The sequence below is a fragment of the Caballeronia sp. PC1 genome, from assembly GCF_021353155.1.
Taxonomy (GTDB): Bacteria; Pseudomonadota; Gammaproteobacteria; order Burkholderiales; family Burkholderiaceae; genus Caballeronia; species Caballeronia cordobensis.
In genome coordinates this window covers 2,220,958-2,237,990 of sequence record NZ_JAJUBH010000001.1, presented here as the reverse complement: position 1 = coordinate 2,237,990, position 17,033 = coordinate 2,220,958, and the positions used below count along the sequence as shown (strand labels likewise).

Here is a 17,033-nt window from a genome sequence, read left to right as displayed (position 1 = left end):
CTTCGGGGGAGAGGGCGTCCGGCGATATGCGCTGCGGGCCGGTCGGAAGACGCGGATGGCTCGACAAGCGAGGCCGCGCCGGACGCGATGGAACGATTGGCCTTACCGCGGGCCTTACAGCGACTTGATCGTGCCCTTCGGGAGAATGGTCGTGACGGCGGCCTTCTGCACGGTGATTTCCGTGCCTTCGGCGATTTCCACGCCCACGTACGCGTCCGACACCTTCGTCACCTTGCCGACGATACCGCCGTTCGTCACGACTTCGTCGCCCTTTGCCATCGCAGAGAGCATGTTGCGATGCTCCTTCTGACGCTTCATCTGCGGACGGATCATGATGAAGTACAGCACCGCGAACATCAGGATCAGCGGCAGGAAGCTCATCAGGCTCGATTCCGCGCCACCGGTTGCGCCTTGTGCAAAGGCATTGGAAATGAACGACACGTTGGTCTCTCCGTTAAAAACGTCAGAAATACGTTCGAAAAACTCGAATAGAAATTAGCCCGGTATTCTACCACCCGCCCATGCCGCGAGACCCCGGGAATGCTTTGGCATCAAGCCGTTACGGCATTTTTTCCCGAAAACTCCCTGCATTTTCCGCAAGCGATAGAAAGCAGATTGTAAACCCCGTCGCGCTGTTTCGAGACGCGCCTCAATCGACGCCGCGCGCCCGGTTTTCCGCAAAGGTCTTGCGAAACGCTTCGAACGTGTGATTCTCGATCGATTCGCGCACTTCCCCGATCAACTCCAGGTAGTAGTGCAGGTTGTGGATCGTATTGAGCTGTGCGCCGAGAATCTCGCCCACGCGATGCAGATGATGCAGATAGCCGCGCGTGAAGTTCCGGCACGTATAGCAGCCGCAGGATTCGTCGAGCGGCTTCATCGAGTTCTTGTGCGTCGCGTTCTTGATCTTCAGGTCGCCGAAGCGCGTGAAGAGCCAGCCGTTGCGCGCATTGCGCGTGGGCATCACGCAGTCGAACATGTCGACGCCCGCCGCCACGCCCGCGACGAGATCTTCCGGCGTGCCGACGCCCATCAGGTAATGCGGCTTGTCCGCGGGCAGCTTCGGGCCGATATGGTTCAGCACGCGCATCATGTCTTCCTTCGGCTCGCCGACCGACAGGCCGCCGATCGCGAGGCCGTGAAAGCCGATATCGGAGAGGCCCGCGAGCGATTCGTCGCGCAGGTCCTCGAACATGCCGCCCTGCACGATGCCGAAGAGCGCATTCGGATTGCCGAGCCGCTCGAATTCGTCGATGGAGCGCTTCGCCCAGCGCATCGACATGCGCATGGAGTCGGCGGCGTCCTTGTGCGAAGTCGCAATGCCGTTGGTCGAGTAGGGCGTGCATTCGTCGAACTGCATGACGATGTCCGAGTTCAGCACCTTCTGGATCTGCATCGACACTTCGGGCGAGAGGAACAGCTTGTCGCCGTTGATCGGCGAGGCGAACGTGACGCCATCTTCGGTGATCTTGCGCAGATCGCCCAGCGAAAACACCTGAAAGCCGCCAGAGTCGGTGAGGATCGGCCGGTTCCAGCCCATGAACCGGTGCAGGCCGCCATGCGCGCCGATGACTTCGAGCCCCGGACGCAGCCAGAGGTGAAACGTGTTGCCGAGGATGATCTGCGCGCGGATTTCTTCGAGTTCGCGCGGCTGGATTGCCTTGACGGTGCCGTAGGTGCCGACCGGCATGAAGATCGGCGTTTCGACCACGCCGTGATTGAGCGTGAGGCGGCCGCGGCGCGCCTGGCCGTCGGTCGTGAGCAATTCGAACTTGAGCCCGTTTTCGGGCGGGGTATGTTGACCTTCGGTCATCTTCTGAAGCTCCTGCAACCGGAGAACAGTCCGGCGCAAAGTGTGTTGATGAAACGGGTTAAGCGCGCGTCAGCAACATCGCGTCGCCATAACTGAAAAAGCGATAACGCTGCTCGATCGCGTGTTTGTACGCGTCGCGAATCGTCTCCATGCCGGCGAACGCGGACACGAGCATCAGCAGCGTCGATTTCGGCAAGTGGAAATTCGTCACCAGCCGGTCGACGACGCGGAATTCGTAGCCCGGCGTGATGAAGATATCGGTTTCCGCCTGCGTTGCGGCGAGCGGTTTGCCCGCTTGCGCGGCGTCGCGGGCGGCGGCTTCCAGCGCGCGCATGGACGTGGTGCCGACCGCGATCACCTTATTGCCGCGCGCCTTCACCGCCGCGATGCGCTCGGCGAGCGATTGCGGCAGGTCGTACCACTCGCTGTGCATCTTGTGCTCGGCGATGTTCTCCACGCGCACCGGCTGAAACGTGCCCGCGCCGACATGCAGCGTCAAGGTCGCGCGCTCGGCGCCGCGCGCGTCCAGTTCGGCGAAGAGCGCGTCGTCGAAATGCAGGCCGGCGGTCGGCGCGGCCACCGCGCCCGGATTGGCCGCATAGACCGTCTGATAGCGCGTTTCGTCGTAGGCGTCGGCGTCGTGCTCGATGTACGGCGGCAGCGGCAAGCGCCCGTATTGCTCGATGAGCGTCAGGCATTCGGCCGGGAAATGCAGCGTGTAGAACGGCTCGACGCGCTCGCCGACGGTCACGTCGAACGCATCCGCGAGGCGGATCGTGCCGCCTTCGGCCGGGCTCTTGCTCGCGCGGATCTGCGCGAGCGCCGTGGTCGCGCCGGTCAGACGCTCGACCAGGACTTCGACGCGCCCGCCGCTGGCCTTCTGGCCGAAGAAGCGCGCCTTCAGGACTTTGGTATCGTTGAACACCAGCAGGTCGCCGGCATCGACGAGATTCGGCAACTCGGAGAAGCGCCGGTCGACGAGCCGGGTTGGCGCCGGGCCGCCGGACACGTCGAGCAGACGGCTCGCGCTGCGCTCGGCGAGCGCACTCTGCGCGATCAGCTCGGGCGGCAGATTAAAATCGAAATCGGAAAGCGTGAACATGGCTTGAACGTTGCGCGAACGGGCGCGAACGAAGTGTCATCGAGTTCAATCGCGCCGAACAAACCTCATATTGTACTTGCGAAGAGAGTCAATGCCCTTGTCCGACCGCCGTTTGGCCTCGACCGATCCGCTGCCCGTGGAGGAAAGCGAAGCGCCGCGCGCTCCCGCCGCCGCGCGCAAGAAGGCGAAAACGGAGGATAAGCCGAAACCTGTCGTGAAAACGGCGGACAAGCTCGCCAAGCTCGGCCTCAAATCCGACATCGATCTCGTGCTGCATCTGCCGATGCGCTACGAAGACGAGACGCAGCTCACGCCCATCGGCGAGCTGATTCCCGGCGATATCGCGCAGACCGAAGGCGTCGTGTTCGATAACGAAATCGCGTACCGGCCGCGCCGCCAGTTGCTGGTGAAAATTCACGACGAGGCCGGCGACGAGCTCACGCTGCGCTTTCTCAATTTTTACGGCTCGCAGGTCAAGCAGATGGCCATCGGCGTGCGGCTGCGCGTGCGCGGCGACGTGCGCGGCGGCTTCTTCGGGCTGGAGATGGTGCATCCGGCGGTGCGTCCGGTCGACGAAGACACGCCGTTGCCGCAAGCGCTCACGCCGGTGTATCCGTCGACGGCGGGCGTCTCGCAGGCCTATTTGCGCAAGGCGATCGACTCGGCGATTTCGCGCGTGTCGCTGCCGGAGCTTTTGCCCGAACCGATCGCGCATGCCTATCTGAAACCGCTCGACGTGCCCGGCCTGCTCGACGCCGTCAAGACGTTGCATCATCCGCGCGCGGATTCGGACGAAACCGCGCTCATCGACGGCACGCATCCGGCGTGGACGCGCATCAAGTTCGAGGAACTGCTCGCGCAGCAACTGTCGCTCAAGCGCGCGCACGAAGAGCGCCGCACCCGCGCCGCGCCCGCCATGCCGCGCCGCCTGGCCGGCGACGAACAATCGCTCGTCGTGCGGCTGCTCCAGGCGTTGCCGTTCGCGCTGACCGGCGCGCAGCAGCGCGTGGTCGCGGAAATCGCGGGGGAGCTCACGCTCGCGCATCCGATGCAGCGTCTCTTACAGGGCGATGTCGGCAGCGGCAAGACCATCGTCGCGGCGCTCGCGGCGGCGCAGGCCATCGACGCCGGTTATCAGGCCGCGCTCATGGCGCCGACCGAAATCCTCGCGGAACAGCACGCGCGCAAGCTGCGCGGCTGGCTGGAGCCGCTCGGCGTGTCGGTCGCGTGGCTCGCGGGCAGTCTCAAGGCGAAGGAGAAGCGCGCCGCGCTCGAAGCGGCCGCGCTCGGCACGGCGCAACTGGTCATCGGCACGCACGCGATCATTCAGGATGCGGTGGAGTTCGCGCGCCTGGGTCTCGTGATCGTCGACGAGCAGCATCGCTTCGGCGTCGCGCAGCGGCTTGCGCTGCGTGCGAAGGCAGCCAACGCGGCGGACGGCGCACGGGATTTCCAGCCGCATCAACTGATGATGTCCGCCACGCCGATCCCGCGCACGCTCGCCATGACCTATTACGCCGATCTCGACGTGTCCACGATCGACGAACTGCCGCCCGGACGCACGCCGATCCTGACGAAAGTCGTTTCGGACGGCCGCCGCGACGAGATCATCGGCCGCGTGCGCGAGGCGGCGCTGACCGGGCGGCAGGTCTACTGGGTCTGCCCGCTGATCGAGGAAAGCGAAACGCTGCAGTTGCAAACGGCTGTGGAAACCTACGAGACCCTCGCCGCCGCGCTGCCTAAATTGCGTGTCGGGCTGGTGCACGGCCGTCTCGCGCCCGCCGAAAAAGCCGCCGTCATGGACGCGTTTTCGCGCAACGAAGTGCAACTGCTCGTCGCGACGACGGTGATCGAAGTCGGCGTGGACGTGCCCAACGCGTCGCTGATGGTGATCGAGCACGCCGAGCGTTTCGGGCTCGCGCAGTTGCATCAGTTGCGCGGGCGCGTGGGGCGCGGCAGCGCGGCGTCCATCTGCGTGCTGATGTATGCAAATCCGCTGTCGCAGACGGCGCGCGAGCGTCTGAAGACGATGCGCGAGACCACCGACGGCTTCGAGATCGCCCGGCGCGATCTGGAAATCCGCGGTCCGGGCGAGTTTCTCGGCGCGCGGCAGTCGGGCGAAGCCATGCTGCGTTTCGCCAGTCTCGAAAACGACGGCTGGCTGATCGAACCCGCGCGCGAAGCCGCCGACCGGATGCTCAAGTCGTTTCCCGACGCGGTCACGCGCCATCTCGCGCGCTGGCTCGGCGCGCGCGAGCATTATTTAAAGGCGTAGTCGCTGAACTTGCGGGCGTCGCGTCGGTCCCTAATTGGGCGTTACAGCCTCGCTGTTGTCGAAGTGCGGTCAGCGGGTGTATAAGTCAAACCTATCGAATCAATGTATTTCATTGGCCTCCAATGACGCTCACTGAACTGAAGTACATCGTCGCGGTTGCGCGCGAACGGCATTTCGGCCGCGCGGCCGAGGCGTGCTTCGTCAGCCAGCCGACGCTGTCGGTGGCTATCAAGAAGCTCGAAGACGAACTGAACGTGCAGATCTTCGAGCGCGGCACGAGCGAAGTCAGCGTGACGCCCATCGGCGAGCAGATCGTCACCCAGGCGCAGCGCGTGCTCGAACAGACGCTCGCCATCAAGGAAATCGCCAAGCAGGGCAAGGATCCGCTCGTCGGACCGCTCAGGCTGGGCGTCATCTACACCATCGGACCGTATCTGCTGCCCACGCTCGTCAAGCAGATGATCAAATCCGTGCCGCAGATGCCGCTGATGCTTCAGGAGAATTACACCCTCAAGCTGATCGAGCTGCTGAAGCAAGGCGAAATCGATGTCGCCATCATGGCGCTGCCGTTTCCCGAAACCGGTCTGATGGTGCGCGCGCTCTACGACGAGCCGTTCGTCGTCGCCATGCCGTCGGGCCACGCGTGGGAAAACCGCGCGAAGATCGATCCGGACGATCTCAAGCAGGAAACCATGCTGCTACTCGGCAGCGGCCATTGCTTCCGCGATCACGTGCTCGGCGTCTGCCCCGAACTCATGCGCTTCTCGCAGAACGCGGACGGCATCCAGAAGACGTTCGAAGGCTCGTCGCTGGAAACCATTCGCCATATGGTCGCGAGCGGCGTCGGTATCACGGTGCTGCCGCGCATGTCGGTGAGCGAAGTGAAGCCGCATGCGCCCGGCATCGATTCCGGTTTGCTCAGCTACGTGCCGTTCGACGAGCCCGTGCCGGACCGGCGCGTCGTGCTCGCGTGGCGCAAGAGCTTTACGCGCATGCCCGCCATCGACGCCATTTCGGAAGCGATTGCCAATTGCGATCTGCCGGGCGTGAAGAAGCTCGATATGCCCGTCGCGGTCAACTGATCGCACCTCGCTTCGCTCAAAGCGAACGCCGCGCGCCGGAGACGGAGCGCGGCGTTTTCGTTTATGGTGCCGCATCGCAGCTATCAAATAGATAAAAATAATCGATTTATAAAAATCGATAGCGTTAGATACGATCCTCTTCAAGCTCACACAGAAAGAGGATTCCATGACCGCCACGACCTTCTTCGACCGCTGGAACAGCCTGCGCGACATGGCGGTGTCGATCCTCGCCGATTTCGCCCGCGTTGCCTGAGCACGCGCCGCGCATTCATCCAACGCCAACGCAAAACAGGAGCATCACGATGACGACCCAACGACTCACGACCGCAGCAGGCGCGCCCGTCGGCGACAACCAGAACGCGCAGACCGCCGGCCCGCGCGGTCCCGTCACGCTTCAGGACTTCTGGCTCGTCGAGAAGCTCGCGCACTTCGACCGCGAGGTGATTCCCGAGCGCCGTGTGCACGCGAAAGGTTCCGGCGCGTTCGGCACGTTCCGCGTGACGCACGACATCTCGCGCTACACGAAGGCGAAGCTGTTCGCGGGCGTCGGCAAGGAAACGCCGATCTTCATGCGCTTTTCGACCGTCGCGGGCGAGCGCGGCGCCGCCGATGCCGAGCGCGACGTGCGCGGCTTCTCGATCAAGTTCTACACGGAAGAGGGCAACTGGGACGTGGTCGGCAACAACACGCCGGTGTTTTTCATCCGCGACCCGCTCAAGTTCCCCGACTTCATCCACACGCAAAAGCGCGATCCGTACACGAATCTGCGCAGCAATGTCGCGGCGTGGGATTTCTGGTCGCGTCATCCGGAATCGCTGCATCAGGTCACGATTCTCATGAGCGACCGCGGCATTCCGAAGAACTTCCGGCAGATGCACGGCTTCGGCTCGCATACGTTCTCGTTCATCAACGAGGACAACGAACGCTTTTATGTGAAGTTCCACTTCAAGGCGCAGCAAGCGCTCGAGAACTACACGGACGCCGAAGCCGCAGCTGTCGTTGCAGGCGATCGTGAGAGCGCGCAGCGCGACCTCGTGAACAACATCGACGACGGCAATTTCCCGCGCTGGAATTTCCGCATCCAGGTGATGACGGAAGAGCAGGCCGCCAACTCGGCGATGAACCCGTTCGACATCACGAAGGTGTGGCCGCACAAGGACTATCCGCTGATCGACGTCGGCGTGATCGAGCTGAATCGCAATGCACAGAACTACTTCGCGGATGTCGAGCAGGCCGCGTTCACGCCGGCGAACGTGGTGCCGGGCATCGGCTTCTCGCCGGACCGCTTGCTGCAAGGGCGTCTCTTCTCGTATGGCGATACGCAGCGTTATCGGCTTGGTATCAACCATCACCAGATTCCGGTGAATGCGCCGCGTGCGCCGGTCGCGAATTCGTTTCATCGCGATGGCGCGATGCGCACCGACAGCAATCTCGGCCAGCGCGTGAACTACGAGCCGAACCGCTACGGCGAATTCGCGCAGGACGCGAGCGTGAACGAGCCGCCGCTCGCGGCCGGCGCGGTGTATCGCTACGACCATCGCGAGGACGACGATTACTACAGCCAGCCGGCCGCGCTTTTCAGGCTGTTCGACGATGCGCAGCGTGAACGCTTCTTCGGCAACATCGCGCGGCATATCCACGGCGTGCCGAACGAGATCGTCGCGCGGCAGGTCGGGCATTTCCGGCGCATCGATCCGGCTTATGCGCAGGGCGTCATCGATGCGCTCGCGAAGCTCGGCCAGATCATCGACGAGAAAGACACGGCCGCCGTCTGAAGGCGGCGCAACCGAACACCGGGAGAAAACATCATGTCTCAAGCGCTGGTTCATATCGCACAGGCCGTCGAACAGATCGAAGCGACGGGCCGTCAGGCGTCGCGCGGCGTGCGCGTCGCGATCGCGTTCGGCATTGTTGCGGCGGGCTATGGGCTCGTCGTCGCGAGCGGCGTGGCCGGCGCGTGAGCGTGATTGCGTCATCAGGGCGCAGCCGGAACGCTTCGAAGTCTCGCCGTGCAATAAAGCGTTCCCCGTTTCTAAGATAAACTGTCGGACGCTCGAAACGCCGCGCGGCAAGACGCTGCGCGCGGCGCCCGCACCGTTCGAATCACTCTCTCACGGAGTCATCATGGCGAAGAAAGGCACGGCACCTGCCGTCAATATCGGCATCAGCGACAAAGACCGCAAGAAGATCGCCGAGGGCTTGTCCCGACTGCTGGCCGATACGTACACGCTGTATCTGAAGACCCATAACTTCCACTGGAACGTGACAGGTCCGATGTTCAACACGCTGCATCTGATGTTCGAGACGCAATACAACGAACTCGCGCTCGCCGTCGATTCGATCGCGGAACGCATCCGCGCGCTGGGCGTGCATGCGCCGGGCAGCTACAAGGAGTTCGCGAAGCTGTCGTCGATTCCGGAAGCGGACGGTGTGCCGGCTGCCGAAGACATGATCCGGCAACTGGTCGAAGGCCAGGAAGCCGTGGTGCGCACGGCGCGCGAAATCTTCCCGGCGACCGAAGCGGCGAACGACGAGCCGACCGCTGACCTGCTCACGCAGCGCATGCAGACGCACGAAAAGACCGCGTGGATGTTGCGCGCGATGCTGGCCTGATCGCACCGGCCGTTCGCTGAAAACCCCGCTTTCGCAGCGGGTTTTTTGCTTTTGAGGCAGCCGCGACGCGCTGATCTAAAATAGTCCGTCGTGCTCTTCGGTCTGACTTCCATGCTCGCCCGTCTTCCGCTCTACATGCGCCTCGTGCGCCTCGACAAGCCCATCGGCAGTCTGCTGCTGCTGTGGCCGACGCTCAACGCGCTGTGGATCGCGTCGGAGGGAAGGCCGTCGCCGATGCTGCTCGTCATCTTCATCGTCGGCACCATTCTGATGCGCTCGGCGGGCTGCGCGATCAACGATTACGCCGATCGCGACTTCGACAAGCACGTCAAGCGCACGGCCGAGCGTCCGATCACGTCGGGCAAGATCAAGGCCTGGGAGGCGGTGGCGCTGGCGGCGGCGCTCGCGCTCGTCGCGTTTCTGCTGATCCTGCCGCTCAATACGCTGACGAAGGAACTGTCGGTGTTCGCGCTCTTCGTCGCGGGCACGTATCCGTTCACCAAGCGCTTCTTCGCGATTCCGCAGGCGTATCTCGGCATCGCGTTCGGCTTCGGCATTCCGATGGCCTTCGCCGCCGTGCTGAACCATGTGCCGATGCTCGCGTGGATCATGCTCGCCGCGAACGTGTTCTGGTCCGTCGCGTACGACACCGAATACGCGATGGTCGATCGCGACGACGACATCAAGATCGGCATTCGCACATCGGCGCTCACGTTCGGGCGCTACGACGTGCTTGCCGTCATGCTGTGCTACGCGGCGACGCTCGCGATCTACGTGGGTATCGGCTTCGCGCTGGGCTTCGGCTGGCTCTACTGGCTCGGCTGGCTCGCGGCGGCGGGTTGCGCGGTGTACCACTATGGGCTCATCCGGAATCGCGACCGCATGGCGTGCTTTGCCGCGTTCAAACATAACAACTGGCTGGGCGGGATGCTGTTCGCGGGCATTGCGCTGCACTACGCGCTGACTTGAAAAAAACGGCAGCTTCGAAGGCTGCCGTTTTCATACCGGTCGGGCGCGTGGGGCGCGTGGGATCAAGCCCCGCCCAGTTCATCCCCCATCTCTTTCGCCCGCGCTTGCGCCGCCAGCGCGCCGCGCACGATCGCGTCTTTCACGCCTTGCGCATCGAACGAAGCGAGCGCCGCCGCCGTCGTGCCGCCCTTCGACGTCACGCGCTCGCGCAGCACGCTCGCCGGCTCGCCGGATTGCGCCGCCAGTTGCGCCGCGCCCGTGAACGTGGCGACGGCGAGCGCGCGGCCTTGGTTCTCGTCCATGCCGAGCTGGCGCGCGGCTTCCTGCATCGCTTCGATGAAATAGAACACGTAGGCCGGGCCGCTGCCGGAAATCGCGGTGACGGCGTCGAGCTTCGCTTCGTCGTCGAACCAGACCGCCGTGCCGACCGCTTCCAGCACTTGCGACGCGAGCGCCTTCGCCGCATCGGAGACGCCCGGCAGCGCCGCGAGACCCGTCACGCCCATGCCGATCAGCGCGGGCGTGTTCGGCATCGTGCGCACGATCTGCGTGTAACCGTTGAGCCAGCGGCTGAGGTCCGTCGCGCGGATGCCCGCTGCGATGCTGATGACCGTTTGCGTCGACAGATGCGGCGCGAGCGCTTCGGCCACGCTCTTGAGCACTTGCGGTTTCACCGCGATCACGATGGCGTCGTAACCGGCGAGCGCCGCATCGACCGCCGCGCCCGTCGCGATGCCGAATTGCTTCGCGGTGCGTGCGCGCGCTTCGTCGTTGATGTCCACGGCGTAGATGTCCGCGGGCGAGGCGCCGCGCTTGATCAGACCGCCGATGAGCGCCGCGGCCATGTTGCCGCCGCCGATGAATGCAATTTTCATGATGGAAGGTGAGGTCAGGTGGTGTAAGTGCGTGCGCCGAAAATCGCCGTGCCGATGCGCACCATCGTCGCGCCTTCGAGCACGGCGGCTTCGAGATCGGCGGACATGCCCATCGAGAGCGTGTCGAGATCGAGGCCGTCGGCGCGCAAGGCGCTCATCAGTTCACGCAGGCGCGCGTGCGGTGCGCGTTGTGCATCGAGCGTATCGGCGGGTTCGGGAATCGCCATCAGACCGCGGAGCCGCAAGCCGGGCAGCGCGGCCACCGCATGGGCGAGCGCGGCGGCGTCATGCGGCTCGACGCCGCTTTTCGACGCTTCGCCGCTCACGTTCGCCTGCACGCACACGTTGAGCGGCTTCGCGCCCTCGGGACGCTGCGCGGAGAGCCGCTCGGCGATCTTCAGCCGGTCGATGGAATGCACCCAGTCGAACTGCTCCGCGACCAGCTTCGTCTTGTTCGACTGCAGCGGCCCGATGAAATGCCATTCGATTTCGCCGCGCAGATCGGCCAGCGAAGCGATCTTCGCGAGGCCTTCCTGCACGTAGTTTTCGCCGAACGCGCGCTGGCCGGCCTCGAAGGCGGCGCGCACGTCGTTCGCGGGAAAGGTCTTCGAGACGGCGAGCAGCGCGACCGAAGACGCATCGCGCGATGCGCCCTCTGCAGCCTTTGCGATGCGTTGGCGGACTTCTTCTAAATGTTGAGCGATGGACATGTGACAGCCTTCGGAAGCATCCGGGCATTATACGAATCGCTCATCCGTACAGCAGATGCTCCAGCAGTTGGATCCAGTGCGTGACGGGCGTCGACGTGCCGCTCTGCAGATGCGCGATGCAGCCGACGTTCGCCGACACGATCAGTTGCGGCTCCAGCTTTTCCAGCCGGTCGAGCTTCTGATTGCGCAGCGCGTACGAGAGCTTCGGCTGCAAGACCGAGTACGTGCCGGCCGAGCCGCAGCACAGATGCGAGTCGGCGGGCAGACGCACTTCGAGCCCGAGCGCGGTCAGCAGATGTTCGACGCGCCCGCGAATCTGCTGGCCGTGCTGCAACGTGCACGGCGGATGATAGGCCACTGTATGCACGCCGCGCCGGCGCGCGAGCGACACGAGTTCTTCCTCGTACAGCGGCAGGATTTCGGCGAGATCGCGCGTCAGATCGACGATGCGCCGCGCCTTCTCCGAATACGCCGGATCGTGACGCAGCAAGTGCGCGTATTCCTTCACGGTCGCGCCGCAGCCCGAGGCGTTCATCACGATCGCCTCGACGCCGCTTTCCACATACGGCCACCATGCGTCGATGTTGTTGCGCACGTCGTCGAGCGCGTCGTCGTTGTAGCCGAGATGCAGGCGGATCGCGCCGCAGCAGCCCGCGCCCGGCGCCGTGACGATCTCGATGCCGAGCGCATCGAACACGCGCGCGGTCGCCGTGTTGACGTTGGGCATCATCGCGGGCTGCACGCAGCCGGCGAGCATCAGCATCTTGCGCTCGTGCTTGTTCGTGGGCGCAACGAGCGGCCGCTCGGGCACGGGAATCTTCGCGCGCAGCTTGCGCGGGAGAATGCCGCGGACCTGCTGGCCGAGCTTCATCGCGGGCGTGAAAAGCGTGCTGTTGGGCAGGAAGCTCGCGAGAAAGCGCCGTTGCAGCCGGTGCCGCATCGGCCGCTCCACTTTCTCTTCCACTACTTTGCGCCCGATCTCGACGAGCTTGCCGTACTGCACGCCCGAGGGGCACGTGCTTTCGCAGTTGCGGCAGGTGAGGCACCGGTCCAGATGCAGCTGCGTGCTGCGCGTGACCGGCGCGCCTTCGAACATCTGCTTCATCAGATAGATGCGGCCGCGCGGCCCGTCGAGCTCGTCGCCGAGCAACTGATACGTCGGGCAGGTCGCCGTGCAGAAGCCGCAGTGCACGCACTTGCGCAAGATGGCGTCGGCCTCGTCGCCATCGGCCGTGCCGCGGATGAAATCGGCGAGATTGGTTTGCATCGAGGCGCCTGGCTAGAAATCGGGATACAAACGCGCGCGATTGAAGATGCGCGCCGGATCGAAAGCCTGCTTCAGCCCGCGATGAATCTTCATCAGCGGCGCGGGCAGCGGCGTGAACACGCCCGCATTGCGGTCGTAGGCGGAGCCCGCGCGAAAGATCGTCGCGTGGCCGCCGGCCTGCTTCGCGCTGATGCGCACGGTCTGCGGGTCGGTGTCGGTGATCCACCAGCGCTGCGCGCCGCCCCATTCCATCAATTGCGCGCCCGGCAGATGCAGCGGCTCCGCGATCGACGGCAACGCGAGCCGCCACAGCGCCGAGCGCGGCTCGATGACCGCGAAGAACGGATCGGTCTGTTCGCGCATGCCGATCCAGAAACGGTCGGCTTCGACGGCATCGACGACTTCGCCGCCGAGCGTGTTGCGCGCGGTCTTCACGGCCGCTTCTGCGCCCGCGAGACGCAACGCGAGCGTGCCGTCGCGCCACGCGCTGCCGCAGATCGGCAGCGGATGGCCGCCCCATTCGTTGAGCTTGCGCACGCCGTCGGTCGCGTGCATGTCGAACTTGAGCGTGGCCTCGGCGACGGGGCGCGGCAGCACCTTGATCGACAGTTCGAGAATCAGGCCGAGCGTGCCGAGCGATCCCGCGAGCAGGCGCGATACGTCATAGCCCGCGACGTTCTTCACCACTTGCCCGCCGAAGCGCAGCACTTGCCCGTGCCCGTTCATCACGACCGCGCCGAGCACGAAATCGCGCGGCGCGCCGGTCCACGCGCGCCGCGGTCCCGCGAGCCCCGCGGCGATGCAGCCGCCGAGCGTCGCGTTGCGTCCGAAGTAGGGCGGCTCGAACGGCAGCATCTGATTGTGCTCGCGCAGCGCGGCTTCGATCTCGGCGAGCGGCGTGCCGCTCCTCGCGGTGATGACGAGCTCCGCCGGATCGTAAGCGATGATCCCGCGATAGGCGCGCGTGTCGAGGATTTCTCCCTGGAGCGTCTGACCGTACCAGTCCTTCGTGCCGCCGCCGCGGATGCGCAGCAGCGTGCCGGCTTCGGTTGCCCGGGCGATCCTCTCCGACCAGCCGGCGACGATGTCGTCCTGTTCCATGCGTGTCCCGCTCGTGTTTCGATTTCTGTTGGGCTGCCCGGTCGATTGTACCGGCCGCTTAACGGCGCAATACCCGGTGAAACGTGGATAGCGGAACGTAATCCGCCGCCTAGAAGCGCGGCAAGTCCGGATGCGGCAGAAGCCCGCCCCGCACATGCATCTTGCCGTATTCGGCGCAGCGCGAGCGCGTCGGGATGCCCTTGTCCGGATTGAGCAGGCCGGGCGGATCGAACGCGCGCTTCACGGCGAAGAACGCGTCGCGCTCTTCGGGCGAAAACTGCACGCACATCGAATTGATTTTTTCGATGCCCACGCCATGCTCGCCCGTCACCGTGCCGCCGAGTTCGACACACGTCTCCAGAATGTCCGAACCGAACGCTTCCGCGCGATGCCACTCGTCCAGATCGTTGCCATTGAAGAGGATGAGCGGATGCATGTTGCCGTCGCCCGCATGAAACACGTTGATGCAGCGCAACGCGTACTTCTTTTCCATCTCTTCGATGCGCGCGAGCAGCGGCCCGATGGCGCGGCGCGGCACGGTGCCGTCCATGCAGTAGTAGTCCGGTGAGATGCGGCCCGCCGCGGGAAACGCGTTCTTGCGGCCCGACCAGAACTTGAGGCGCTCGGTCTCCGACCGCGATATCTGGATGCGCGATGCGCCGTGCTCGCGCAGCACGGCCGTCATGCGGACGATTTCCTCCGCGACTTCGTCGTGCGTGCCGTCGGATTCGCACAGCAGGATGGCGGCGGCGTCGAGGTCGTAGCCCGCGTTGACGAATTCCTCGACGGCGCGCGTCGCGGGTTTGTCCATCATTTCGAGGCCGGCCGGGATGATGCCCGCCGCGATGATTGCCGCGACGGCGTTGCCGCCTTTCACGACATCGTCGAAGCTCGCCATGATGACCTGCGCGGTCTGCGGCTTCGGAATCAGCTTGACGGTGATTTCGGTGACGATCGCGAACATGCCTTCGCTGCCGATCAGCACCGCGAGCAGATCGAGGCCAGGCGCGTCGGGGCCGAGCGAGCCGAACTCGACGACATCGCCGTCCATCGTCACCGCGCGCACGCGCAGAACGTTGTGAACGGTGAGCCCGTACTTCAGGCAATGCACGCCGCCGGAGTTTTCGGAGACGTTGCCGCCGATCGTGCAGGCAATCTGCGACGACGGATCGGGCGCGTAATACAGCCCGTATGGCGCCGCGGCTTCCGAAATGGCCAGGTTCCGGACGCCCGGCTGCACGGTTGCGGTGCGCGCGTACGGATCGACTTCGATGATCTTCCGGAAGCGCGCGAGCGACAGCACGATGCCGTGGCGAATCGGCATGGCGCCGCCCGACAGACCGGTGCCCGCACCGCGTGGGACGATCGGAACGGCGAGGCGCGCGCAGATCTGCACGACGCGCTGCACCTGCGCCTCGGTTTCCGGCAGCGCCACCGCGAGCGGCAGGCGGCGGTAGGCGGCGAGGCCGTCGCATTCGTAGGCGGCGGTGTCTTCCTCGCGAAAGAGCAGACAGTGCGTCGGCAGCACGGCCATCAGCGCCTGCACGACTTCACGCTGGCGCGCGGCGAGCTGATCCGCGCTGAGCGCTTCGGCTTCTTCGTGCGGCAGATTCGGCGACGCCGGTGTCGACATCTGCTCGGGCTTGAGCTCGTCGGGTGCGTTCATGTCTCCTCCGTTGCGGCGCTCGTTGCGCTCATCAGGCTATCTTGCTCGAACCGTTCAGCCTTCGAAAGCGAAGATTTTCCCCGGGTTCATCAGGTTCTTGGGGTCGAGCGCCTGCTTGATCGAGCGCATCACGGCGACCGCGCCGGCGCCGTGCTCGTCGATCAGAAAGCCCATCTTGTGCAGCCCGACGCCGTGTTCGCCGGTGCAGGTGCCACCCATCTCAAGCGCCCGTCCGACGATGCGCCGATTGATGCGCTCCGCTTCTTCCAGCTCTTCGGGCTTGGCCGGATCGAGCAGCATCGCGACGTGGAAATTGCCGTCGCCGACATGGCCGACGATCGGGCTCGGCAAATACGAGCCCTGCAAGTCCTTCTCCGTCTCCTCGACGCATTCGGCGAGGCGCGAGATCGGCACGCAGACGTCGGTCGTGACGGCGCGGCAGCCGGGCTTCAGTTGCAGCATCGCGAAGTAGGCGGAGTGGCGCGCGTTCCAGAGGCGGCTGCGGTCTTCGGGGCGCGTCGCCCATTCGAAGTCTTCGCCCTTGTTTTCCGCGACGATGTCCTGCACGGTCTGCGCCTGTTCCTGCACGCCGGATTCGGTGCCGTGGAATTCGAAGAACAGCATCGGCGATTCGCGCAGCGTCAGGTTCGAATGCTTGTTGATGGCACGCACGGCGAGCTTGTCGACGAATTCGACGCGCGCGATCGGCACGCCCATCTGAATCGTCTCGATGACGGCGCGCACGGCGTCGCCCATCGACGGGAACGCGCACACGGCCGCCGAGATCGCTTCGGGCTGCGGATAGAGCCGCACGGTGATTTCGGTGATGACGCCGAGCGTGCCTTCCGAGCCCACGAAAAGGCGCGTGAGGTCGTAGCCCGCCGACGATTTGCGCGCGCGCGTGCCGGTTTTGATGGCGCGGCCATCGGCGGTGACGACCGTGAGGCCGAGGACGTTTTCGCGCATCGTGCCGTAGCGCACGGCGTTGGTGCCCGAGGCGCGCGTCGCCGACATGCCGCCGATGCTGGCGTCCGCGCCGGGATCGATCGGGAAGAAGAGGCCGGTGTCTTTGAGCGCTTCGTTCAGTTGCTTGCGGGAGATGCCGGGTTGCACGGTGACGGTGAGGTCTTCGGCGTTGATCGAGACGACCTGGTTCATCTCCGACAGGTCGATGGACACGCCGCCCTGCACCGCGAGCAGATGGCCTTCGAGCGACGAGCCGTTGCCGTAGGGGATGATCGCAACGTCGTGCTGGGCGCAGAGCTTGACGATGGCCTGCACTTCCTCGGTGCTGCGCGCGAAGACGACGGCGTCCGGCAGTTGCGGGTCGAACGGCGATTCGTCGCGGCCGTGGTGTTCTCTGACCGCTTGCGACGTCGAAACGCGTTCGGCGAATTGTTCTTTCAACGCGTCCAGAAGCGCGGCGGGGAAGGGGCGTCTCTGGAGTGCGGCGTGTTCGGTGGGGTGGTTCACAAGATGTCTCCGGGCGGGGCGGCTTTGTGTTGTTTTGCTTCGCTGTTCGATCTTTCCATCTCATTTTACGCCGTCGCGGTGATGCCC

The 17,033-nt window shown here is 64.8% G+C and carries 15 protein-coding genes; 6 read left to right on the top strand and 9 right to left on the bottom strand.

The features are described 5' to 3' along the window. Positions 1 to 114: 114 nt before the first annotated feature. The 3 genes from yajC to queA all read right to left on the bottom strand — a co-directional run bounded on the left by yajC (position 115) and on the right by queA (position 2,915). Positions 115 to 441 carry a preprotein translocase subunit YajC gene (gene yajC / locus LY284_RS10700; protein WP_014190436.1) on the bottom strand — a complete coding sequence of 109 codons (327 nt, stop codon included), beginning with the start codon at positions 439 to 441 and terminating at the stop codon, positions 115 to 117. 208 nt (positions 442 to 649) lie between these two features. Further along, a complete protein-coding gene (gene tgt / locus LY284_RS10695; protein WP_041730913.1) occupies positions 650 to 1,813 on the bottom strand; it encodes a tRNA guanosine(34) transglycosylase Tgt in 1,164 nt (387 codons plus the stop codon). Between the two features lie 58 nt (positions 1,814 to 1,871). Continuing rightward, positions 1,872 to 2,915 (bottom strand): tRNA preQ1(34) S-adenosylmethionine ribosyltransferase-isomerase QueA, encoded by a 1,044-nt coding sequence (gene queA, locus LY284_RS10690; RefSeq protein ID WP_014190438.1) that lies wholly within the window; start codon positions 2,913 to 2,915, stop codon positions 1,872 to 1,874. A gap of 91 nt (positions 2,916 to 3,006) precedes the next feature. Between queA and recG the strand changes: the two genes are divergently transcribed. The 6 genes from recG (at position 3,007) to ubiA (ending at position 9,854) form a co-directional block, all read left to right on the top strand. Next, a complete protein-coding gene (gene recG / locus LY284_RS10685; protein WP_233385938.1) occupies positions 3,007 to 5,190 on the top strand; it encodes an ATP-dependent DNA helicase RecG in 2,184 nt (727 codons plus the stop codon). 122 nt (positions 5,191 to 5,312) lie between these two features. Then, positions 5,313 to 6,272 carry a hydrogen peroxide-inducible genes activator gene (locus tag LY284_RS10680; protein ID WP_014190440.1) on the top strand — a complete coding sequence of 320 codons (960 nt, stop codon included), beginning with the start codon at positions 5,313 to 5,315 and terminating at the stop codon, positions 6,270 to 6,272. Positions 6,273 to 6,574: 302 nt separating this feature from the next. After that, on the top strand, positions 6,575 to 8,047 hold the full coding sequence (locus tag LY284_RS10675; protein WP_014190441.1) for a catalase: 1,473 nt from the start codon (positions 6,575 to 6,577) through the stop codon (positions 8,045 to 8,047). Between the two features lie 33 nt (positions 8,048 to 8,080). Continuing rightward, the gene (locus LY284_RS10670; RefSeq protein WP_175582447.1) at positions 8,081 to 8,233 is read left to right on the top strand and encodes a hypothetical protein; all 153 of its coding nucleotides are present in this window, start codon (positions 8,081 to 8,083) and stop codon (positions 8,231 to 8,233) included. 163 nt (positions 8,234 to 8,396) lie between these two features. Then, positions 8,397 to 8,885: a Dps family protein gene (locus LY284_RS10665; protein ID WP_014190442.1), complete on the top strand. Its 489-nt coding sequence runs from the start codon at positions 8,397 to 8,399 to the stop codon at positions 8,883 to 8,885. A 111-nt stretch (positions 8,886 to 8,996) separates the two neighbouring features. Then, a complete protein-coding gene (gene ubiA / locus LY284_RS10660) occupies positions 8,997 to 9,854 on the top strand; it encodes a 4-hydroxybenzoate octaprenyltransferase (protein ID WP_014190443.1) in 858 nt (285 codons plus the stop codon). Between the two features lie 62 nt (positions 9,855 to 9,916). Here ubiA and proC read toward each other — a convergent pair whose 3' ends face one another. From proC to LY284_RS10630, 6 genes are all read right to left on the bottom strand, one after another. Then, positions 9,917 to 10,729, bottom strand: a complete 813-nt coding sequence (proC, locus tag LY284_RS10655; protein ID WP_014190444.1) for a pyrroline-5-carboxylate reductase — start codon at positions 10,727 to 10,729, stop codon at positions 9,917 to 9,919. Positions 10,730 to 10,743: 14 nt separating this feature from the next. Beyond that, on the bottom strand, positions 10,744 to 11,439 hold the full coding sequence (locus LY284_RS10650; RefSeq protein ID WP_014190445.1) for a YggS family pyridoxal phosphate-dependent enzyme: 696 nt from the start codon (positions 11,437 to 11,439) through the stop codon (positions 10,744 to 10,746). A 40-nt stretch (positions 11,440 to 11,479) separates the two neighbouring features. Then, on the bottom strand, positions 11,480 to 12,706 hold the full coding sequence (gene glcF, locus LY284_RS10645) for a glycolate oxidase subunit GlcF (protein WP_014190446.1): 1,227 nt from the start codon (positions 12,704 to 12,706) through the stop codon (positions 11,480 to 11,482). Positions 12,707 to 12,718: 12 nt separating this feature from the next. Then, on the bottom strand, positions 12,719 to 13,807 hold the full coding sequence (gene glcE / locus LY284_RS10640) for a glycolate oxidase subunit GlcE (protein ID WP_014190447.1): 1,089 nt from the start codon (positions 13,805 to 13,807) through the stop codon (positions 12,719 to 12,721). Between the two features lie 109 nt (positions 13,808 to 13,916). Further along, positions 13,917 to 15,440, bottom strand: coding sequence for an FAD-linked oxidase C-terminal domain-containing protein (locus tag LY284_RS10635; RefSeq protein WP_045451833.1), 1,524 nt, complete (start codon positions 15,438 to 15,440; stop codon positions 13,917 to 13,919). A gap of 87 nt (positions 15,441 to 15,527) precedes the next feature. Further along, on the bottom strand, positions 15,528 to 16,946 hold the full coding sequence (locus tag LY284_RS10630) for an FAD-binding oxidoreductase (protein ID WP_014190449.1): 1,419 nt from the start codon (positions 16,944 to 16,946) through the stop codon (positions 15,528 to 15,530). Between the last annotated feature and the right edge of the window lie 87 nt (positions 16,947 to 17,033).